This is a genomic window from Nocardia uniformis NBRC 13702 (assembly GCF_001613345.1).
GTDB classification, from domain to species: Bacteria; Actinomycetota; Actinomycetes; order Mycobacteriales; family Mycobacteriaceae; genus Nocardia; species Nocardia uniformis.
Genome location: NZ_BDCE01000010.1, coordinates 61,785 through 83,674, shown reverse-complemented (window position 1 = coordinate 83,674; position 21,890 = coordinate 61,785). Strand labels below are relative to the sequence as shown.

17 protein-coding genes and 1 tRNA gene are annotated in these 21,890 nt (G+C 67.0%); 2 read left to right on the top strand and 16 right to left on the bottom strand.

What is annotated here, in order from left to right:
- Positions 1-90: 90 nt before the first annotated feature.
- From NU1_RS03250 to NU1_RS03230, 5 genes are all read right to left on the bottom strand, one after another.
- A tRNA-Thr gene (locus NU1_RS03250) sits at positions 91-163 on the bottom strand.
- Positions 164-225: 62 nt separating this feature from the next.
- A complete protein-coding gene (locus tag NU1_RS03245; protein ID WP_067517245.1) occupies positions 226-1,443 on the bottom strand; it encodes a DNA polymerase III subunit delta' in 1,218 nt (405 codons plus the stop codon).
- A 45-nt stretch (positions 1,444-1,488) separates the two neighbouring features.
- Positions 1,489-1,992, bottom strand: coding sequence for a mycothiol transferase (locus NU1_RS03240; protein ID WP_067517195.1), 504 nt, complete (start codon positions 1,990-1,992; stop codon positions 1,489-1,491).
- Positions 1,993-2,072: 80 nt separating this feature from the next.
- Positions 2,073-4,946, bottom strand: a complete 2,874-nt coding sequence (topA, locus tag NU1_RS03235) for a type I DNA topoisomerase (protein WP_170264297.1) — start codon at positions 4,944-4,946, stop codon at positions 2,073-2,075.
- A 318-nt stretch (positions 4,947-5,264) separates the two neighbouring features.
- Positions 5,265-5,468, bottom strand: a complete 204-nt coding sequence (locus tag NU1_RS03230) for a cold-shock protein (protein WP_029925108.1) — start codon at positions 5,466-5,468, stop codon at positions 5,265-5,267.
- Between the two features lie 435 nt (positions 5,469-5,903).
- Between NU1_RS03230 and NU1_RS03225 the strand changes: the two genes are divergently transcribed.
- Positions 5,904-8,285 carry a DEAD/DEAH box helicase gene (locus tag NU1_RS03225; protein ID WP_067517191.1) on the top strand — a complete coding sequence of 794 codons (2,382 nt, stop codon included), beginning with the start codon at positions 5,904-5,906 and terminating at the stop codon, positions 8,283-8,285.
- A gap of 411 nt (positions 8,286-8,696) precedes the next feature.
- On the opposite strand, the gene NU1_RS03220 is transcribed toward NU1_RS03225, so the two are convergent.
- The 7 genes from NU1_RS03220 to ssd form a co-directional block, all read right to left on the bottom strand.
- A complete protein-coding gene (locus NU1_RS03220; RefSeq protein WP_067517189.1) occupies positions 8,697-9,086 on the bottom strand; it encodes an Rv3654c family TadE-like protein in 390 nt (129 codons plus the stop codon).
- Between the two features lie 62 nt (positions 9,087-9,148).
- Positions 9,149-9,526 carry a TadE family type IV pilus minor pilin gene (locus NU1_RS03215; RefSeq protein ID WP_067517188.1) on the bottom strand — a complete coding sequence of 126 codons (378 nt, stop codon included), beginning with the start codon at positions 9,524-9,526 and terminating at the stop codon, positions 9,149-9,151.
- Positions 9,527-9,633: 107 nt separating this feature from the next.
- Complete coding sequence (locus NU1_RS03210; protein ID WP_067517186.1) at positions 9,634-9,849, bottom strand: DUF4244 domain-containing protein; 216 nt, start codon at positions 9,847-9,849, stop codon at positions 9,634-9,636.
- A gap of 57 nt (positions 9,850-9,906) precedes the next feature.
- Complete coding sequence (locus NU1_RS03205; RefSeq protein WP_067517184.1) at positions 9,907-10,503, bottom strand: type II secretion system F family protein; 597 nt, start codon at positions 10,501-10,503, stop codon at positions 9,907-9,909.
- Between the two features lie 470 nt (positions 10,504-10,973).
- On the bottom strand, positions 10,974-11,582 hold the full coding sequence (locus tag NU1_RS03200; protein ID WP_307642827.1) for a type II secretion system F family protein: 609 nt from the start codon (positions 11,580-11,582) through the stop codon (positions 10,974-10,976).
- 607 nt (positions 11,583-12,189) lie between these two features.
- Positions 12,190-13,377, bottom strand: a complete 1,188-nt coding sequence (locus tag NU1_RS03190) for a TadA family conjugal transfer-associated ATPase (RefSeq protein WP_067517178.1) — start codon at positions 13,375-13,377, stop codon at positions 12,190-12,192.
- Positions 13,378-13,762: 385 nt separating this feature from the next.
- Positions 13,763-15,253, bottom strand: coding sequence for a septum site-determining protein Ssd (ssd, locus tag NU1_RS03180; RefSeq protein ID WP_067517174.1), 1,491 nt, complete (start codon positions 15,251-15,253; stop codon positions 13,763-13,765).
- Positions 15,254-15,599: 346 nt separating this feature from the next.
- Between ssd and NU1_RS03175 the strand changes: the two genes are divergently transcribed.
- Entirely contained in the window at positions 15,600-16,412 is an 813-nt protein-coding gene (locus NU1_RS03175) for an HAD family hydrolase (protein ID WP_067517172.1), read from the top strand.
- Positions 16,413-17,007: 595 nt separating this feature from the next.
- Here NU1_RS03175 and NU1_RS03170 read toward each other — a convergent pair.
- The 4 genes from NU1_RS03170 to NU1_RS03155 all read right to left on the bottom strand — a co-directional run bounded on the left by NU1_RS03170 (position 17,008) and on the right by NU1_RS03155 (position 21,831).
- Positions 17,008-17,754, bottom strand: a complete 747-nt coding sequence (locus NU1_RS03170; protein WP_067517170.1) for a Fic family protein — start codon at positions 17,752-17,754, stop codon at positions 17,008-17,010.
- A gap of 491 nt (positions 17,755-18,245) precedes the next feature.
- Entirely contained in the window at positions 18,246-19,943 is a 1,698-nt protein-coding gene (locus NU1_RS03165; RefSeq protein ID WP_067517168.1) for a dipeptide ABC transporter ATP-binding protein, read from the bottom strand.
- Positions 19,944-19,949: 6 nt separating this feature from the next.
- Entirely contained in the window at positions 19,950-20,912 is a 963-nt protein-coding gene (locus tag NU1_RS03160; protein ID WP_067517166.1) for an ABC transporter permease, read from the bottom strand.
- A complete protein-coding gene (locus NU1_RS03155; protein WP_067517165.1) occupies positions 20,905-21,831 on the bottom strand; it encodes an ABC transporter permease in 927 nt (308 codons plus the stop codon). The genes NU1_RS03160 and NU1_RS03155 overlap by 8 nt, the downstream gene beginning before the upstream one ends.
- Positions 21,832-21,890: the final 59 nt, after the last annotated feature.

Genomic DNA, 21,890 nt, shown 5'->3' with positions numbered 1-21,890 from the left:
AACCAATCTATGCAAAGAACTTTCTGCACACTGTCCCCGTAAAACGACAAAGCCCCCGATGTGGAGTCCACATCGGGGGCTTGATCTCGGAGCCGCCTGGGGGAATCGAACCCCCGACCTTTTCATTACGAGTGAAGCGCTCTACCGACTGAGCTAAGGCGGCGTGCCTTTCGGCGGTGCGAGTCTATCGTCCTCGAGCCGGAACGCGAAAACCCGTGGTCGCGGTCACGCGGAGCGGGCGGCCATCAGGGTGGCGACCATGGCGGCTACCGCGAAGCGGGGCTTCACATTCGAGTCGAGGGCATCGCGGCATTCGAGGATCGCCTGGATGGAGCGCAGTAGTCCTTCCGGGCGAACATCGGTGGCGAGTTCGCGGATCTGGTCGGACATATCGGGGTGGGTAAGGGCCACACCGGAGCTCGCGTCCGGAGTCGCGGCGCGCAGGCGGACCGCGAGGGCATCGCGGTAGAGCCCGGCCACATCGATCAGCGCCCGGTCCAAGGCATCGCGGCCGGTGCGGGTGGCACGGGATTTCTGCCGCTTCTCCAGCTCCTTGAGCGCTCCGGCCGAGCCTCGGGTCGCCCCGGCGGTGCCCTTACCGGTACCGCCCGCACCGAGCGCCATCGACAGTTCGTCGCGTTCCTTCTCATCGCGCGTACCGCTGACCTGTTTGGCCTCATCGTCGGCGGACTTCACCAGTGCGTCCGCCGCCGCGTAGGCCGTGGCGGGTCGAGCGGTCGCACCCACCAGCGCCAGGGCCCGCTGCCGCCGCGCCCGGGCGTCGTCATCGGTCGCCAACCGGCGGGCCCGACCCACATGACCACCGCTGATCGACGCCGCCCAGTGGGCGGTCTTCGCATCGAGCCGGTCACGTTCGATCAGGACCTTCGCGATGGAATCCACCGACGGTGTCACCAAGTGCACATGCCGACACCGCGAGCGCAGGGTCACCGAAATGTCCTCGGCATCCACCGACGGCGCGCACAACAGGAAGACGGTCCGCTCCGGCGGCTCCTCCACCACTTTGAGCAGTACGTTTCCGGCGGCCTCGGTCAGGCGGTCGGCATCCTCGACCACGACCACCTGCCACCGTCCGGTGCTGGGCCGCCGCGACGCGATCTGCACGATGTCGCGCATCTCCTTGGTGCCGATACTCAATCCCTCCGGCACCACTCGCCGCACATCACCGTGTGTTCCGGCCATGGTCGTGGTGCAGGCATGACACCGCCCGCAGCCCGGCCGCTCCGGATCCGTGCACTGCAATGCCGCCGCGAAACACAGCGCCGCCACCGACCGACCCGATCCGGGCGGCCCGGTGAACAGCCACGAATGCGTCATAGCCGACGACGACACCGCCGCCCCGCCCCGCGCGGCCACCGCGGCACCCGTCAGTTCGGACTCGACCGCATCCTGGCCCACCAGCCGATCGAAGACTCCCGCCACGCCGTACACCCTAGCCGTCGGCACCGACAGTCGGAGAACCGCGAATCAGACGCGCTGATATGTCGTATTCGCCCCATCGAGGGACTCCCGAATGATGTCGGCATGCCCACTGTGGTGCGCGATCTCACGGAAGATATTGAACAGAATCACCCGCACCGGCCACCACTCCCGCTCGGGTGCCCACGGCGCGGTCGGGATCGGAATCGGGGTGTCGAAGCTGTCCACCTCGCGAATCAGCTTCTCGGTCTGCGCCGTCACCACATCCCAGTCGGCGAGCAGTCCCGCCACCGTCTCGTCCGGGCCCAGCCGATACTGCGAATCCATACCGGCCACATCGAATTCCGAGTTCTCATCACGTTCGATGATCACCTGAATCCAATGCCGCTCGGTGGCGACCAGATGGTGCAGCAGACCACCGAGGGTGAGCTCACTGACCGTGGTGCGCTGCCGCGCCTGCTCATCGGAGAGCCCGCGCAATGTGATGTTGAAGAGTCGGCGTTGCTCGGCAAGGGCAGCGATGAGATCCGCACGCTCCCGATCGACGGTCATCGAAATCCTTCCGCTGGTGCACTTCCCGTGCTCACGCTACGGGAAGGCACCGGCGGAGAGAATGGTCCCAGACCATCCGATCAGGACTTCGAGGCCGTGGCCTTCTTCGCCGGAGCCTTCTTGACGGGCGTCTTCTTGGCCGTGGCCTTCGCCGCGGTGCCCTCGCCGGTCTTGGCCGCTGCCGTCTTCTTGGCCGTGGTCTTCTTGGCGGTCGTCTTCTTGGCGGCCGCCTTCTTGGCCGGAGCCTTCTTGGCGGCCTTCTTCGCCGTCTTCTTCACCGGCCCGCGCGCCCGCCGATCCGCCAACAGCTCCGAGGCGCGCTCATCGGTAATCGACTCCACCTCGTCGCCCTTGCGGAGGCTGGCATTGGTCTCACCATCGGTGACATACGGCCCGAACCGACCGTCCTTGATCACCATCGGCTTCTCGGTCGCCGTATCCACACCCAGCTCACGCAGCGGTGCCGCACTGGCCCCCTGCCCACCGCGCCGCTTGGGTTCGGCGTAGATCTTCAGCGCCTCCTCCAGGGTGACGGTGAAGATCTGCTCCTCCCCGCTCAGCGAGCGCGAATCGGTGCCCTTCTTCAGGTACGGCCCGTATCGACCATTCTGCGCGGTGATTTCGTCACCGGAGGTCGGATCGACACCCACCACCCGGGGCAGCGACAGCAGCTTGAGCGCATCGTCCAATTCGATGGTCGCGAGATCCATCGACTTGAACAGCGACCCGGTCCGCGGCTTCGGCGCGGCCGCCTTCTTGGCGGGCTTCTTGGCGCCGGTATCGGCCTCCTCGGCGGGCTCCGGCAGGAGTTCGGTGACGTACGGCCCGAAACGTCCTTCCTTGGCGACGATTTCGTGCCCGGTCTCCGGATCCTTACCGAGCCGACGACCCTCCTGCGGGGTCGAGAACAGCTTCTCGGTGACCTCCGGGGTCAGTTCGTCCGGCGGCAGCTCATCGGGCAGATTCGCCCGCTGCGAAATCGGATCGCCTTGCGGGTCATCGGGATTGACGACCATGCGCTCCAGATACGGACCGAACCGGCCGACCCGGACCACGACATCGCGGCCCTCCTCATCGGCGAACAGCTTGATGGAATTGACCAGGCGAGCATCGATCTCGTCGAGCTGCTCACCCACCATCTTCTTGAGTCCACCCGACCGCGCGACCGAACCCTCGACGCCGTGATCACCACCGAAGTAGAAGCCGGACAACCAGTTTCCGCGCTGCTCGCGCCCGGAGGCGATGGCATCGAGGTCGTCCTCCATGGCCGCGGTGAAGTCGAAATCAACCAGCCGGCCGAAGTACGCCTCCAATAGACCGACCACCGCGAACGCCACCCACGACGGCACCAGCGCGCTACCGCGCTTGTACACATACCCACGATCGAGAATCGTCTTGATAATCGAGGCGTAGGTCGAGGGTCGGCCGATGCCGAGCTCTTCGAGGGTCTTGATCAGCGAGGCTTCGGTGAATCTCGGCGGCGGATTGGTGGTGTGCCCATCCGGGTTCAGCTCGACCGCCGTGACGCCCTGCCCCTCGGACAGCGCGGGCAGCCGCGATTCGGCGTCATCGGACTGACCGCCCGCCTCCTCATCGACACTCTCGACGTACGCCTTGAGGAAGCCGGGGAAGGTGAGGGTCCGGCCGGAAGCCGAAAACACGCATTCCTCACCGGTATTCGCGACACCGGTAATGCGCACCGTCAGCGTGGTACCGCGCGCGTCGACCATCTGCGAGGCCACCGTGCGCTGCCAGATCAGTTCGTAGAGCCGGTATTCGTCGAGCTGCAGTCGATCACGCAACTCACCCGGCGTGGCGAAGACATCGCCGGAGGGGCGGATCGCCTCGTGTGCCTCCTGCGCGTTCTTGACCTTGCGGGTGTACTGCCGCGGCGTCGGGCTCACGTACTCCGCGCCGTAGAGCTGGGTCGCCTGCGACCGCGCCGCCTGAATCGCCGTGTCCGACAGCGTCGTCGAGTCGGTACGCATGTAGGTGATGTAGCCGTTTTCGTACAGTCGCTGCGCCACCGACATGGTCCGCTCGGAGCTGAAGCGCAGTTTGCGCCCGGCCTCCTGCTGCAAGGTCGAGGTCATGAACGGCGCGTACGGCTTACGGGTGTAGGGCTTGGACTCCACCGAGGTGACCGCCAGGTCCACCCCGTGCAGCGATTCCGCCAGCCGCCGCGCGTAGTCGCCGTCCAGGACGGTCACGCCGGACTGGGTCTTGAGCCGTCCGTCCGGTCCGAAGTCACGACCGGCCGCCACCCGCGACCCGTCCACGGTCACCAGGCGGGCGCCGAAGATCCGCGGATTCTCGTCCCCACCCTGGCCACCGGCATCGAGTTTGGCCGCGATATCCCAGTACTCCGCGGAACGGAACGCCATGCGCTCACGCTCGCGCTGCACGATGACGCGGGTCGCCACCGACTGCACTCGGCCCGCCGAAAGCTTCGGCATGACCTTCTTCCACAGCACGGGACTGACCTCGTAGCCGTAGAGCCGATCGAGAATGCGCCGCGTCTCCTGCGCGTCGACCAAATCTTGATCTAGCTCGCGCGTGTCGGCGGCCGCCGACCGAATGGCCGATTCGGTGATCTCGTGGAACACCATGCGCCTGACCGGGACCTTCGGCTTCAGCGTCTCCAGCAGATGCCAGGCGATGGCCTCGCCCTCGCGGTCGGGGTCAGTGGCGAGGTAGAGCTCGTCGGCGTCGGCGAGCAGGCTCTTCAGCTCGCTGACCTTGGCCTTCTTATCCGGACTGATCACATAGATGGCCTCGAAGTCATGGTTGACGTCGACGCCCAGGCGAGCCCAGTCCTGTCCCTTGTATTTGGCGGGTACGTCCGCCGCACCGCGCGGCAGGTCCCGAATATGGCCGACCGACGCCTCGACGACGTAGTTGCGACCTAGATAAGGAGCGATCTTCCGGGCCTTCGTCGGTGACTCGACAATCACGAGACGACGCAGGGGACGGCCCTGGTTGGGCGCCGCCTCGGAGTCCGGTGTTGCACCGCGGTCTCGTGTTGCCACCGGCGAACACACCTTTCCTGTCGATCCACGGGGCGCTCATATGCGCTCCACCGCGGCTGGGGCAATCGGCGGCGGCGACTGATATCGCTGCCAGCAACGTTTATACCGTGTTAATGAGCTGCGTCTCGGGCGCAGCGACGATGTGGCCCCGGGTTGTGATCGAGTGTAATGGGTCCAGATATGGGTCGTCCCTCACCGCCGGGTGGCGGTGAGGGACGGATACCTGTAGGGGTGGGCCCGCTCTTAGAGCGCGCGTACACCAGTGGCCTGTGGGCCCTTAGTGCCTTGACCGACCTCGAATTCGACCTTCTGGTTCTCCTCGAGGGTGCGGAAGCCGCTGCCCTGGATCTCGGAGTAGTGGACGAAGACGTCAGCGGAGCCGTCCTCGGGCGCGATGAAGCCGAACCCCTTCTCCGCGTTGAACCACTTCACAGTTCCCTGTGCCATTCTGTTCCTTCTCTTTCCATACCGGAACGGTAGACAAGTAGGTTCGTCCACCGGGTCCGTTGAGACCGCTGTACTCTTGTTCCCCCTGCAGGAAAGCACCAAGCACACCGTTCGCAACATCGATCCTGCTGATGGTTTGGACTTTGGATCCGTCCCTCGAACACAGAAGCTTGCGACCAGGCACCAGTGAACCATGTCTTCTGGCAATTCAACAGCGGAGCTACCCACAATTTGCAAAAAAGTTGATCTTGCGAATGCGCAGGTAAGGGGCACAATGCCTAAATCCGTACTTGGAGTAGGTTTGCCCCTCGATAACCGAGTGAGCGTACGGCAAACAGGCCGCGACCCAGGTCGCTACTCTGTAGTGAAATGGCAGGTAGACCCACAGACATACACACGGTTCGCACATCGCCCACGCGTCACATCACGGGCTCGATGAATACAACTGATCCGGTAGGCCGAATCGAGGCCCTGACCTATGGTCGATCGTTGCTGAATCGTGTCCTACTGGGATTCGGAAACGGCGACCCCAGACTCACTCACATCACGGAGCTACCGGCACGGGCCGCACAGCACACGGACTGGCCCACCTGGTCATCGCCGAAAGTGGTCGAAGCGCTACAGGCCACCGGGGTCGACACGCCGTGGACGCATCAGATACACACCGCTGAACTGGCGTTCTCCGGGAAAAATGTCGTTGTGAGCACCGGGACCGCCTCGGGTAAATCGGTCGGGTACCAGCTGCCGGTGCTGACCACGCTCCATGCGGACCCGAGAGCGACCGCCCTCTACCTCTCACCCACCAAGGCGCTCGGGGCCGATCAATTACGGGCCGCCACCGAGCTCACCGCCGGGGAACTGCGCGATATCCACCCCGCTCCCTACGACGGCGACACACCTGCCGAGATCCGGCAGTGGGTACGGGCCAATGGCCGGTGGGTCTTCACCAACCCCGACATGCTGCACCTGGGGATTCTGCGCTCCCACCAGCGGTGGGCCCGGCTGCTGCGGAATCTGAAGTACGTGGTCATCGACGAATGCCATACCTATCGAGGCGTATTCGGCTCGCATGTGGCATTGGTATTGCGCCGGCTACGGCGGCTGGCCGCACGGTACGGCGCGGATCCGACCTTTATTCTCTGTTCGGCCACCGCGGGAGATCCCGCCGCCAGCGCGGCACGGCTGATCGGCGCACCCTGCACAGCGGTCACCGAGGACGGGTCGCCGCAGGGGCCACGCACCGTCGGACTCTGGGAACCACCGTTGATCGAGGGCCTGACCGGGGAAAATGGTGCGGCGGTTCGGCGTTCGGCAGGAGCCGAGGCGGCACGGGTGATGGCGGAATTGGTGAGCGAGGGGGCGAGCACGCTCACCTTCGTGCGCTCGCGCCGGGCCGCCGAACTGGTCGCCATGGATACCCGGCAGCTGCTCGCGGAGGTGGATCCGCAGCTGCCCGGCCGGGTGGCCGCCTATCGGGCCGGGTATCTGGCAGAGGATCGGCGGGCCCTGGAAACCGCCTTGTCAGAGGGGTCTTTGCTGGGCGTGGCCACCACGAACGCACTGGAACTCGGCGTCGATATCGCCGGGCTGGATGCCGTGGTGGTGACCGGATATCCGGGGACGGTGGCGTCCTTCTGGCAGCAGGCCGGGCGGGCGGGACGCCGGACGCAGGGCTCATTGGTGCTGCTCATCGCCCGTGACGATCCACTCGACACCTATCTGGTACACCATCCGGAGGCACTGCTCGGCAAGCCGATCGAGGCCACCATCACCGATCCGCACAACCCCTATGTATTGGGTCCGCATCTGCTGTGCGCGGCCCTGGAACAGCCGCTCACCGATGCCGAGGTGCGCGAGTTCGAGGCCTGGGAATTACTGTCCGACCTGGCACAACAGGGTGCGATCCGGCGGCGGTCGGGTGCGGCGCGGGATGGGTCGGCGCGCTGGTTCGTGACCGCGGACGCACATCCGCACGACGGCGTCGACGTCCGCGGCGGCATCGGGGCCAAGGTGGCGATCGTGGACTGTGAATCCGGGCGGCTGCTCGGCACCACCGATGCCGGACGCGCGCCCGCGACCCTGCATCAAGGGGCGGTTCACCTGCATCAGGGCGATAGTTACGTGGTCGACGAACTGGACCTGGAGGAGGGCGTGGCATTGGTCCACGCCGAGACGCCGAGTTGGACCACCAGTGCGCGCGCGGTCACCACCGTGGAGGTCGAAAAGATCGATGAGCAGCGGATTCACGGTGCGGTGACGATCGCGCTGGCCCGGGTGCTGGTTACCCGACAGGTCGTCGGCTATCTGCGGCGACTGCCCAGCGGCGAGGTGCTCGATATGGTGCCGCTGGAGCTGCCGCCGCAGCCGCTGCCGACCCGGGCCGTGCTGTATTCCGTCACCCCTGAGCTGCTGGACCGGGCCGGGATCGACGAGCGGCGGGTACCCGGCGCGCTGCATGCGGCCGAACATGCGGCAATCGGCATGATGCCGCTGGTCGCGACGTGTGACCGGTGGGATATCGGCGGCGTGTCGACGGCGCTGCATCCGGATACCGGGCTGCCCACCGTTTTCGTCTATGACGGACATCCGGGTGGCGCCGGCTTCGCCGAACGCGGGTTCGCGCGGCTGCGGCACTGGTTGGCGGCGACGCTGGAGGCCATCCAATCATGTGGGTGCTCGACCGGCTGCCCGTCCTGCGTCCAGTCCCCGAAGTGCGGCAATGGCAATAATCCGCTGGACAAGGCCGGGGCGGCGCGGCTGCTGGGCGCGGTGCTCGCCGAGCTGCCCAATGATGTCGGCGGCGGTTCCGAACCGTGACTCGGCCGTGGTCAGAGCGAGACCGGACCGCCATCTCGAGCTAGGGCGTGTCGCGGGCCCGTTGACGGCCGAGGCGGGCGATTCGGACGGTTCGTTACGAGTCATGCATAGCGCACCTCACACCGGATTAAAGAGGGGTGCGCTCCTGTTAACTGATGCGTTGCCCCGGGCGGAAAACTCGCAAGCCTATTTACCAGTGCATTCATTCGAATCACACTTTGGGCGAGTAATGGAAAGTGATCATTTCTCGCATTAATGAACTGCGCCAGTCATCCAATTTCGGTATTGATCATGTGCGGGTGTGGTGTACACATCATTGGTTGTGATCGCGATCATGAAGTTCCATCACCAACCGTTCGGTATTTGTAGAGCAGACTTCTGGGTATTCCCGCCTGGCGGCGTCTGCGGGTGCTACTCGGCGTCCTCCGTGGGCCCCGCCCGAGCTGTCGCGCGCAGCACTCGCTTACCTATCGGACCGAGCGAGATGCCCAACTCGACGGTCACCGTCACATCCCAATCCACCACCACGCATCCCGGCACTCGCACGCCCATTCGTCGCCCTATCTCGGCCGCCTCCGCGCAGCCCGCCGCAGCCCCCCGCTCCAGCCTGCCGGCCGCCGCCAGGGCGGCCAGATCCGCTGCCGACTGCGCATGGTGTCGCCCGACCACAGCCACTCCGAGCTGACCGATCAGCAGGGTCAACCCCAGTAGCGCGGCCAGCGCCAGCGCTGCCGCCACCGACGCACCACCTTCAGCGGACCGCCATCGGCCGACCGGTTCGGATACCGGCCCCGGCAGCATTTCGGCGTGCCGTTTCCGAGTCGGAGTCGATTCCGTCACACCTGTCCGGAATCGGGCTCCGCTCACGGCGCTACGCCCGGTTCGCGGGCGGCTGCCGCCTGGGCGCGCAGGCTCAGCAGCGGAAGGAGCGGCGTGCGCGCGTGCACGGTGGCCACGATCAGGTCTCCGTCGGCGCGGACCGTGATCTCGGCATCCGGCGGGGCTATCCGCCGGGCCATCGAGATCGCGGTCGTATGGTCGCCGCGAGCGGTGAGCCGGGCGGCTTCGCGAGCGGCGTCGACACAGCGCACCTGCGTCGACGCCGCCAGTAGCGCGCCGACACAGAGCATCGTGCCCGCGACGATCGCCGCCAGAGCGATAGCCGCCTCGACCGTCGCCATGCCCGCGTCACCGCCGCATACCGATTCCTTCGAGATCCAGGGGCGGCCAGTACTTCTCATGAGGCGCGAGGCTGCCGAGTCCTGCCGGTGGGACCGGTGGCACCGCTGCGGCGATCGATTCCCCCGGGGCGCTCGTGCTGAAACCCGGGAGCGCACTGGCGAATTCATCAGCCGACGGAGGTCCGGAGAGCCTTGTCGATAATTTTGGTCAGCGCGGTGACAATACTGTCGCCGGTCACCACTCCGTAGAGCACGGCACCGAAAGCAGCGGCGGCAATTGTCCCAATTGCGTACTCTGCGGTGCTCATTCCATCGTCGGCCAGCGCTGCCAGCAGCAGACGGGCGCGCAGGTGCAGGGTGAGGGTTCGAACCGTGGATCGCATGGGATGTTCCTCTCCTCGGTCCGGTGCGGCCGTTCCGCACCGGCACAGTCGTGGTGTTCACAGCAGACCGCCGTTCAGGACGTGCCCGGCCAGACCGATGACCACCGGCACAATGCCCAGGCACAGGAAGGCGGGTAGGAAGCACAGGCCGAGTGGGCCGCTGATGAGCACACCGGCACGTTCGGCACGGGCGGCGGCGGCATCCTCGACCTCGGTCCGGCGCTGCTGCGCCAGTTCCGTGATGGCGACGGCCAGGGAGGCACCGGAACGTGCCGAGCGGCGGGCCATTCGGGCCAGCGCCACCACGGCCTCGTCCGCAACCCCGGCGCTGGCCTGGTCCCACGCGGTTGTGGGGTCGGCTCCCAGGGCGAGCAGGTCGGCGGCTCGCCGCAGCACGGTGGCCACCGGCTCCGGTGCGCTCGGGACGACCGCACCAGCGGCGGCAGCCGTTGGCAGTCCGGCACGCAGACAGGCGGCGAACAGATCGAGGACAGCCGCGGCGGCCAACGGGTCCGCGTCGACACCAGGCGCGGCGCGGGTATCCGGGCCCTGCCGACCAGTGAGTAGGCGTAGACGGCGTTTCCCGGCTACACGGCCCGGCCACACCAGAATCGCGACAGCGAGGATCAGTACCGGAGTCGAAAGCACGCTCATCGGAACAGCCCCGGCCGACTCGAGAGTGGGTATGTGCTCATCGCAGCACCTTTCGGGGTGACGGTGTCGGTCCGCACGAAGTCGGCGGCAAGTGCGGACAGTGACCGGCTGCGGCGGGACCGTGCCGAATATCGAAGCCCACCAACCGGAACAACCTCAGCCGACTCGAGAGTGGGTATGTGCTCATCGCTGCACCTTCCTGGTGACCGGGACGGTCCACACGAGGTCGGCGACAAGCGCGGGCAGTCGCCGGTGGTGGCGGGACCGTGCCGAACATCGAAGCCCACCAACCGGAACAACCTCAGCCGACTCGAGACTGGATGTGTGCTCATCGCAGCACCTTTCGGGGAGACGGTGTCGGTCCGCACGAGGTCGGCGGCAAGTGCGGGCGGTGGCGGGTGGCGGCAGGGCGGTGCCGAACGGCGAGGCGCACTCAAACGGATTCAGCAGGGTCCGGACTGGATGTGCGCTCATCGCAGCGCCTTTCGGGTGATGGCGTCGGTCCACAGGAGGCCGGTGCAGGTGAGGGCGGTGCCCAGGGGGAGCAGGACGGTGCCGTATTCGGAGGCGCAGAGCACACGTAGGGGTGCCGCGCCCATGAGTTGGCCCAGGGCTACGCCGAGGAGCGGTAGTCCGGCGAGTACTGCGGCGGTGGCACGGGCTCCGGCCAGCGCGGCGCGCGTGCGGGCCTGGAAGCGTTTGCGGCCCACGAGGTCCAAGCGAGCGGCGGTGAGGAGTTCGGCCAGGGCCAGCCCGTGCCGCTCGGCGACCTGCCAGGCATCGGCGACGCGCGCAAGCTCGCCTGCCACCGTGGCTTCCGTTCTGCGCAGCCCGTCGGCACCGGAGCCACCCAGGCGACTGCGCGCCGCACTGACGGCGAAAGCCCGGCTCGTCTCCCCCACCACCTCCCGCGCGGCGACCTCGGCAGCGGTGCTGGGGTGCGCCCCGACCCGCAGCTCACCGATCACCACCTCCAGGCCGTCCAGGAGCCGGGCGAGTTCGGTGGTGCGACACCGATCCCGGCGCAGACGCCGGTACCGCAGTCCCAAGGTCGCCACCAGGGTGGCGGCCGCGATCATCGGGCCGATTCCGATCACCCACAGGGCGAGCGGGATCAGACAGCTGCTCGAACGAATCAGACTGGGGTATGGAATCTTTCGAGTCCCGCGCGGCGAGCCGACCAGGGCGGTGAGCCTGCGTCGTGCGGGCGGAGCAGGCGCAGCGATCAGTGCCAGCGCGAGGCAAACAAACACTGACCCCGGGTAGTTCAGAGCGGCGGTCATCGGTCGGACCACGCTTCGATGCGTCGAATCAGGCTGTAGGACGCGGCTGGAGCGCACCTCGGTGCGATCGGCGTAATCACGCTGGGGTTCCGGACGCGTGGTGTCGCACCGCTCGTCGACGACTTCGGTATCTCGGTCCGAGTGAAGGCGGCTTCGGTGCGGCCGGGTATCTCGAAGCGTCCGTCGGTGAGTGCGGTAAGGCTGTTCGAGGCGGCGCGGGCGCGGCCGGGCGCAATAGGCGGAGCGACGGCATTCGACGGCCGCACCGAGCCGCGGGTCCGGCGGCCCCCGGCGCGGCGTGGCACTCGAGCGGCGGGACGCGTTGCCCGAAGACAGCGTGCATTCGAGGGGCCTTGGTGAGGGTGGGGGGTGGTCGGCCACCGGGGCGGGCTCGATGAGGCAGTCATTGGGCGAGCCGTTCGTTGATGAGGCGGGTAAGGGCTTCGGCGGCCGGGATGGGGTGGGCAGTGGCGGACCAGGCGGCTTCGATGTGGACGGGGCCGGTGGGTGTGCGGGTGACCATGCCGATTTCACGGAGGGCTCGGGAGCCGTCGGGGCGGCGGTGGACGTGCAGGATTACCTGGATGGCGGCGGCGAGTTGGCTGTGCAGGGCGAGGCGGTCCATACCGCCGAGGGCCGCGAGGGCTTCCAGGCGTGCGGGGACCTCGTGAGGCGAGTTGGCGTGAACCGTGCCCGCACCGCCGTCGTGGCCGGTGTTCAGCGCGGTCAGCAGGTCCACGACTTCCGGGCCTCGAACTTCGCCGACGACTATGCGGTCGGGGCGCATGCGCAGGGCCTGGCGGACCAGGTCGCGGACGGTGACCTCACCGACGCCCTCGACATTGGCGGTGCGGGCTACCAGGCGGACCACGTGCGGGTGCGGTGGGGCGAGTTCGGCGGCGTCCTCCACGCAGACGATTCGTTCGGCTGGATCCACCTTGGCGAGCAGGCCGGACAGCAGTGTGGTCTTACCCGCACCGGTACCGCCCACCACCAGGAAGGCGAGCCGTGCCCGAATAATGTTCTCCAGCAGTAGTTTCGCGTCCCGCGGCACCGCACCGGCCGCCGCCAACGCATCCAAACCCTGCGTCGCCGGGCGCAGGATCCGCAGTGACAGACACGTACCCCCGTGCGCGATCGGGGCCAGCACGGCATGCAGTCGTACCCCGAACGAATTCCCCACAGCCGCTTCACTTCCAGACAATCGTCCATCCACCCACGGCTGCGCGTCATCGAGCCGCCGTCCAGCCGCCAACGCCAGCCGCTGGGCCAACCTGCGCACCGCGGCCTCATCCGGAAACCGCACCCAGGTCCGCCGCAGCCCGTCCCCACGATCCACCCACACCGCATCCGGCGCGGTGACCAACACATCGGCCACCCGGGGGTCGTGCAATAGCGGCTCCAACACTCCCGCCCCCGTCATCTCCGTCTGCAACAACCGCAGCGCCCGCAGCAGATCGGTATCGCCCAGCACCCCACCCGCCTCGACCCGAATAGCCGCCGCCACCTGCGCCGGATCCGGATCCCCCGCCCCCTCCGCCAACCGCTCCCGCACCCGCTCCAACAACTCCGCCGTCACCAGCCCGCTCATCGCACACCGCGCCCGGACTCAGCGCTGAGCGCGACGACTCGGACCGCCCGATACTCCGCACCATCGACTTCGATTCCTCGGAATCTGTCCGCGACAGGCGAATCACAGGCGGCCGACCTTTGACGACCGGTTCGGTACCGCACAGTCCGTCCGGTCACCGCGAGCTGCTGCCGCATCGTGAATATTTCCGCCGTACGAAAAGCGAGGCGAGCCCTCGATCGCACCGATACTTCGGAACAGGTGTCGGCCGCGACCGGCATCTGCGGGTCGGTGCGGTCACCGACCAACGCGGGGAACGCGCCCGTGCTCGGCTTCAGAACGACGACTCCGCAGCTCGGCTCACCCGGTAATCGGCCGGTCCGACAGCGCGGCCCTGCCCACGCGCTCACGCCCGCACCCCGGCAACCGCGCCGAACGATTCATCTCGATGAGCCGTCGAGGATCTCTCCTGGCCCCCGCTGCGAAGGGTTTCCGACCGATCCGCCCTGGAGACACCGTGATTCGGCCGGCCGAGCACCTCCCCGGGGTCTCCCCTTCGAGTAGGCGCGGGGCCGGTGCGGTTCCCGTCACCGCGTCGCAGAGCCTCCGAGCCCGCACTCGCACCGGTGTCGATGTCGTTGTGGTTGTCGGTGCCCATACCGGAACACGCACCGGTACCCATGGCCGCGCCCGTACCCATCCACGCGCCAGCGTCGGTTCCCATCCCAGCCCCAGCCCCACCCCCGGTGCCGGTGCCTGCGTCGGTAGGCATCCGGCTGTAGCCGGAATGCCGTCTGCAAGCATGTGATAACTCACCGTGCGCCGTGTCCGGCGAGGCGAGGACGGTGAGAACGGATTCCGCGGCGCGGTGCAGCGGTGTGTGGCGGCGGACGGACAGACCAGTGCGTTCGAGGCGGCGAGCCAGGCCCGGTTGTGGGCGCATGGCGTGCAGAAGTGGCAGGTTGAGTACGGCGGCTATATCGGGCGGGCGGAGGCCACCCGGAGATGGACCGCGAATAGTCAAGGCCACGTTCGGGTTTCGGTGGACCAGGTGGGCTGCGACCGGTTCGGCGGCGGCGGTGGCGCGCAAGGTGGCCGGGACGACCATGACGACCAGATCGGCGGCATCGAGGAGTTGGTCGGTGTGGGGGCCGCGGTCGTTGGAGAGGTCGCAGATGAGGAGATCGCCTGCGGTGCGGGCTGATTCGAGGACGGCGCGAACCGCGGGCGGGCGCAGTGCGGGCATGGATGTGGTTCTGGCGCAGGCGAGGACGGTGACACCGCGGGTGGCGGGCAGGGCGGCATGGAGGGCCTCGGCGGCGACTCGGCCGTGTTCGATGGCCAGGTCGGGCCAGCGCAGGCCGGGGGCCTTCTCAATACCGAGCAGCAGGTCGAGGCCACCGCCGAAGGGCGCGGCGTCCAGCAGGAGGGTGCGTTCGCGGAAGTGGTGAGCGGCGGCGGTCAGGGCGATAGCCGCGGAAAGGGTGGATGCGCCGGCGCCACCGCAGGCTCCGGCCACCGCGATAACCACCCCGTTTCCGATGGCACGGCGCGCGTGGGCGGCGAAGGCCGCGATCAGGGATTCGGCGGAATCGGGCAGGGCAAGTACCTGTTCGGCGCCGATGGCGGTGGCGGTTTGCCAGTCGAGCAAACCCGGTTCACCGTCGGTCACCAGTACGACACCCGGACGCCGCGGGCAGCCAATCGCAGCGCAGGCGCGGGCAGCGGCGGAATCGACCAGAACCAGCGCCGCGCCGAGCCAGGTATGGCGACCGATGGGCAACGCACGTTCCTCGAGGCGTCGATCGGCGGCGGCCGCGATGCGGCGGATCTCATCGCGCAATCGCGGCTCATCGACGAGCAGTAATGCGGGCGTTGCGGCGATGTCGGAGTTCATGCAGGTCAGCGTCGCCCAGTCCGATGAGTGCCGAAAGGGCCCGCATGGCGAGTGTGGATAACACGCGGCCTGTGGAAAAACTCGGACGAGCGAAAGACGGGGCCCTGTCCGGAAATAGAGGACGGCCCCAGCCGGGGGGGGAGGAGGCTGGGGCCGTCGGGGTTCAGCCCCGGGGGGTCGGGCTGAACGCGCCTGGACCATGTCCAGGTACTTGCGATACTACACCCAAGCCCCGCCGGGAATGCAAGTCCGTCGGGCGAGTCTTTTTCCGAAGCATGGACGCCCGCTTCCGACTGGCTAACTCGGGCATTCCCGTCAGACACCCCTCGATCGTCCCGCGAAACATATGGTGGACGGCGTGACAACCGAGCCCGCCCGAGTCGCCGCCTTCTTCGATCTCGATAAGACGGTCATCGCCAGGTCGAGTGCCTTCGCGTTCAGCAAGCCGTTTCTGGACCAGGGCTTGCTGAGCCGCCGCGCGGTACTCGAGAGCAGCTATGCCCATTTCCTGTTCCTGCTCTCCGGCGCGGACCACGATCAGATGGAACGCATGCGCGCCCATCTCACCAGCATGTGCGCTGGTTGGGATGTGGAACAGGTGAAGGCCATCGTCGCCGAAACCTTGCACGAGATAGTCGATCCGCTGATCTACGCGGAGGCGGCCGACCTGATCGCCGACCATCGAATCCGCGGCCACGAGGTGATTGTCGTCTCGGCTTCCGGCGAGGAGATCGTCGGGCCGATCGCCACCGCGCTGGGCGCGGATCATGTGGCCGCGACCCGCATGGTGGTCGAAAACGGTAAGTACACAGGCGAAGTCGAGTTCTACTGCTACGGCGAGGGCAAAGTTGAGGCGATCGAAAGATTGTCCGCGAGTGAGGGTTACGACCTGTCGCGCTGCTACGCATACTCCGATTCGGCGACCGATCTACCGATGCTTGCGGCGGTCGGCCATCCGACGGCGGTGAATCCGGACCGGGCCCTGCGTCGCGAGGCGCATCAGCGCAACTGGCCCATTCTGACCTTCGAGAACCCGGTATCGCTGTGGTCGCGCATTCCCGCGCCGTCCACCACGACGGTGGCCGCGAGCGTCGCGGTGGGGCTCGGCGCGGTGGCCGCGGGGGCGCTCAGCTACCGACTGCTGCGGCGGAAGCGCTGACCGCTCGCCCGGCGCGCCGCCGACCGCTCGGGCCGGAAATCGCGGCCGTCCGTACCCGCGAGGTTGAAGGCAAAACGCCGCGCGACACTCCGACTACTCGAAAGTCTTCGCAGGTCTTGCTGTGAGTGCGGTCACAGGGTAACAATGGAACCAAGGAAGGAAGGAAGGCCAAGATCGGATCGGAAGAGAAGGTCCCATCTCCCATCCCACCCTTCCCGGCACGGACACCAGGTACCCACGCGGAGCACGCCGCGAAAGGGCACGAGTGTTGTGGGCCTGCGTTATCCGAATTTTGTCGATGACGGTCCTGTACAAGCTACGGGGATGAGTCGGCGGATTCCGGAGAGCTCGCCGAGGCCGTAAACACAACCCGAGATAGCACGCTTGGTAACCGGGTAGTCCGTGCTCGCGGGCGGTGAGGTCGATAGCGACCACACCGCCCGCTTTGATGCGTAGGGAGCCAACTCTCGTACCCTCCGGCGCGGCGCCCCCCGAACTCCAAGGCACGCTCCTGAACTCCAGAGGCCAGAGCCCTTGGCAGCCGCAGCCCGGAACTCCGAACCCGGCGGCCCTCGGTACCCGAGGAGACAGCGGACTAGCCCGAGGCGGAGTCGGCGATCGAACGGGCTTCGCGGGCACCGTCTTCGAGTGCGCCGGAGTGGAAGATGACCCACCCGCCCACCGCGTTCGGCGCACCGGTACCGAAGGCGGCGGCCGCGTCGAGGTAGGCCTGGCGGCGACGCAGCAGGAAGACTTCGGGGACGCCGAGGCTGTGCGGGTCGAGTCCACTCGACACCGTGACGAGACGAGCGGCCGCGCGCGCCACAATGCCGTCGGCGGTACCGAAGGGGCGCAGCGTCAACAGTTCTCCGTGCACGACGGCGGCCACGACCGGAGCCGGAGCCTTGGTGGTGAGTACCGTCTGCGCCAGCATGTCGAGCCGTTCGGCGACGCCGGGGGCGGTGCGGGGACGACCGAGCAGCAGCTGGTCTTCGACCATATCGGCGGCGGCCAGCAGGTGCAGCCGGGCCAGCGCCTGCAGCGGGGCACGCTGCCACACCCCGACCAGGGTGCGCAGGGCGTCGCCGTCGAGCGCCTGGCCGACCCGCAGCGATCCAGCCAGAATCGGATCTTCCACATTGCCGTCGGCGGGCAGATCGATGGTGCCGCCGTCAATGGCCGCTGAGGAGCGGGCGGCCCGGACCGCCGCCTCGGCGGCGGTGGTCGGCCAGCCGCGCCGGTTCGCCTTGTGGCGGTGTACCTCGGCGAGCGCGTCGCGGGCCTTATCGGCGGATTCGAGTACACCGGGCAGGTCGGCTAGGGGCTGCAGCGGGTCGGTCACGAGTTATGAGGCTACGCACCCGCCTGAGACGGGTGGATTCCGGCCAAAAGCACGCCGGAATGACGAGCGCACGTCACCACTCGGAGATGGCGCGCCATGGCGTATGGCCGGGATGACCAGCCGCGCTTCACTTCGGATGGCCCACCTCGGATAGTCGGGTGGCCACCGTGATGGCCGGGAAGGCACATCCGTCGCGACCGCAATGGTGCATCCCTTCGCGCGTCGGTGTCCTGGCTCACTGAATCTGGCGAATCGCCGCCATCTATCTGGCGAAGGTCTCAATAGAAGTGGCGAACGGCAGGTCAGCGCGCCGAACTGGGCAGCCACGCTGTTCCGCTGGCGCCGGTTTCGCTGCCCAGAGGCATCTCGGCCGCCCCAATGAACCTGACGAGCTGCACATCAGAGGCTGCCCTTCGCCAGGTTCGTTGGGTCAGGACAGTCGGGCATGACGGACTCCGCCGCGCCGCGTAGCGCACCCGCTGCGGGGAAGGTCAGCCCACCAGCAGGTCCCGGCCGGGTATGGCCGCCAGTAGGCGTTGGGTGTACTCCTGCCGTGGATTGTCGAAGACCTCGGTGGTGGCGGCGGCCTCGACGACCTTGCCCTCCTGCATGACCACGACCTCGTCGGCGATCTGGCGGACCACCGCGAGATCGTGGGTGATGAAGAGGTAGGACAGGCCCAGTTCGGCCTGCAGGTCATTGAGCAGGTTGAGGATCTGGGCCTGCACCAGGACGTCGAGCGCGGACACCGCCTCGTCGCACACCACCACCTCCGGCTCCAGTGCCAGCGCCCGTGCGATGGCGACGCGCTGGCGTTGGCCGCCGGAGAGCTCGTTGGGATAGCGCCGCATGACCGAGGCCGGGAGCGACACCTTGTCCAGCAGATCACGCACAGTGGCCTCGCGCTGCTTCGAGGTGCCGATGCGATGGACGCGCAGTGGCTCCTCGATGGTGCGGTAGATCGAGTACATCGGATCCAGGGAGCCGTACGGGTCCTGGAACACCGGTTGCACTCGCCGCCGGAATGCCAAGGCGGCCTTACCTTTCAGTGCTTCCACCGCGGCACCGTCGAACACCACCCGGCCCATGGTCGGCGGCAGTAGGCCGAGCACCATTTGCGCCACGGTCGATTTGCCGGAGCCGGATTCACCGACGATGGCGGTGGTGGTGCCGCGGCGCAATCGGAACGACACATCATTCACGGCAATGAACTCCGTTGCCTTCCAGGGTCGTCCGCCACGGATCCGAAACGCCTTGGTGAGATTTTCGGCGATCACCACATCGTCGGGTACCGCGGCCAGTTCGGTATCCGCCTCGGCAATCTGTTCGGCGACCTCCACCGCCTGGGTGCGGACCGCGCTGCGATCTCGCACCGTCGACAGCCGCTGTGCGGCCAGCGAGGGTGCGGAGTTCACCAGCTTCTTGGTGTAGGTGTGCCGTGGTTCGCGCAGGATCTGCAGCGCCGGACCGGATTCCACCACTCGCCCGCGATACATGACCACCAGGTGCTCGGCTCGTTCGGCGGCGAGGCCGAGGTCGTGGGTGATCAGCAGCACCGCGGTGCCGAGGTCACTGGTGAGCCCGTCGAGATGGTCGAGGATCTGCCGCTGAACGGTCACGTCGAGCGCGGAGGTGGGCTCGTCGGCGATGAGTAGTTTCGGTCGGCAGGACAATCCGATGGCGATCAGCGCACGTTGGCGCATACCGCCGGAGAATTCGTGCGGATACTGGTTCATCCGCCGTCCGGCATCGGACATTCCGGCTTCCTGGAGCAGTTCCACCGCCCGCTTCCGGGCCGCCGCGCCCGACGCGATGCCATTGGCTTCCAAGGTTTCTCGTACCTGGAAGCCGATTTTCCATACCGGATTCAGGTTGGACATGGGGTCCTGGGGCACCAGTCCGATACCGCGCCCGCGCACCGCGACGATCTCGTGCGGCGACGCCTTGGTGATGTCCTTGCCGTCGAAGACGATGGACCCGGAGGTGACCTGTCCGGTGCCGGGCAGCAGATCGATAATGGCGTGTGCCGTAGTGGATTTCCCAGAGCCGGATTCGCCCACAATGGCCACCGTCTGACCCGGATACACGGTGAGGTTCACATCCCGAACCGCCGGCACCTGTACGCCGTCAGAGCTGAAACAGACGTTGAGATCACGGATTTCCAGCAGCGGCACGTTCTGGTCGGTCACCGGTACTCACCTCTTCCGAGCCTTGGGATCGAGGGCGTCGCGCAGCGCGTCCCCGAGCAGGATGAAGCTCAGCACCGTGATCGCCAGCGCCGCAGCGGGATAGAACAGAATGGCGGAGTTGCGCAGATCGTTCTTGGCCTTGGCGATATCGCCACCCCAGGACACCACGTCCGGCGGCAGCCCGACGCCGAGGTAGGACAGCGTGGCCTCGGTGACAATGAAAACGCCGAGCCAGATGGTGGACACCACAATGAGCGGTCCGGCCGCATTGGGTAGCACGTGCCGCACCAGGATTCCCAACCGGGAGACACCCAAAGACTTCGCCGCCGTGACATATTCACTACTCTTCGCCTCTATGACCGCACCGCGGGCAATACGCGCCGCCTGTGGCCAGGTGAAGGCGGCGAGCACCGCGATCACATTCCACACGGTGGCGGGCCGCAGCATCTGCAGCAGCACGATGGCGGCCAGCACCATCGGAATGGCGTAGAAGATCTCGGCGATACGTGACACCACCGAGTCGAGTAGGCCGCCGAAGAATCCGGCGAGTGCCCCGAGGGTGCCTCCGACGACCATGAACAGTGCCGCCGCACTCAGCCCGACCATGACCGACGCCCGGGCACCGTAGATGGTGCGGGTGTACACATCACAGCCCTGCCGGTCGAAACCGAAGGGATGGCCGGGCCCGGAGGGGTCCATACTGAAATTGATCACACACAGGCGCGGATCCTGATCGGTGAACAGTCCCGGCCACAGCACCACCACGCTGACCGCGGCGATGAGCAGCACGGCGGCGATGAAGATGGGGTTGCGCCGCAACCGCCGCCACGCATCGGTCCAAATACTGGTCGGCTCACCGGATTCCACCACGCGGTCGGTGGCGAGCACCTCCACCTCATCCGGCGGCGCGACGTAGCGCTCCTGGCCGGGGCGCGCGCCGGCGGCGGAGCCCTTGACGAGGTCAGGCATAGCGGATCCTCGGGTCGAGTGCGGCGTAGATCAGGTCGATAATCAGGTTCGACAGCAGGAAGATGACGACGAGCACCGTCACGAACGACACCACCGTGGGCGGTTCCACGCGGGTAATCGCCTGGTACAGCGTGCCGCCCACACCCGGAATATTGAAGATCCCCTCGGTGACGATGGCCCCGCCGATCAGCGACCCCAGATCCGCGCCCAGGAAGGTGACCACCGGAATCATGGAGTTGCGCAGGATGTGCACGGTGACCACCCGCCGCCGTCCCAGGCCCTTGGCGGTGGCGGTGCGCACGTAATCGGCGGACATGTTCTCCGCCACCGAATTCCGGGTCAGCCGCAATACATAGGCGAACGACAGCGAGCCGAGTACGCAAGCGGGAACCAGCAATTCGGCGAAGCTCGCGTCACCGGTGACCGTGGTGGGCGCTATACCCCATTTCACGCCGGTCAGGAACTGCGCCACATAGCCGACCACGAAGACCGGTACGGCGATGATGACCAGGCTCGCCACCAGCAGGGTGGAATCGAACAGCCGACCCTTGCGCAGCCCGGCGATCAGGCCGAACACAATGCCGAATACGGCCTCGATGAATACCGCCATGAAGGCCAGTTTGATGGTGATCGGAAAGGCCCGGGCGAGCTCGTCACTCACCGGACGGCCGGAGAAGGCGGTGCCGAAATCGAGGGTGAAGATGCCCTTCAGGTAGAGCAGGTACTGCGTAATGAGCGGTTGATCGAGGTGATACCGGGCGCGCAGCTGCGCCTCGATGGCGGGACTCAGCGGTTTCTCACCGGCCAGCGCCGCGATCGGGTCGCCGGGGATGAGGAAGACCATGGCGTAGATCAGGAAGGTCGCGCCGAAGAATACCGGGATCATCTGGAGCAGGCGCCGCAGGACATACCAAGCCATATTTCCTCCGGAAAGTGATGCGCCGGGCCGATTGTGGGGTCGGACCCGGCGCAGCAGCG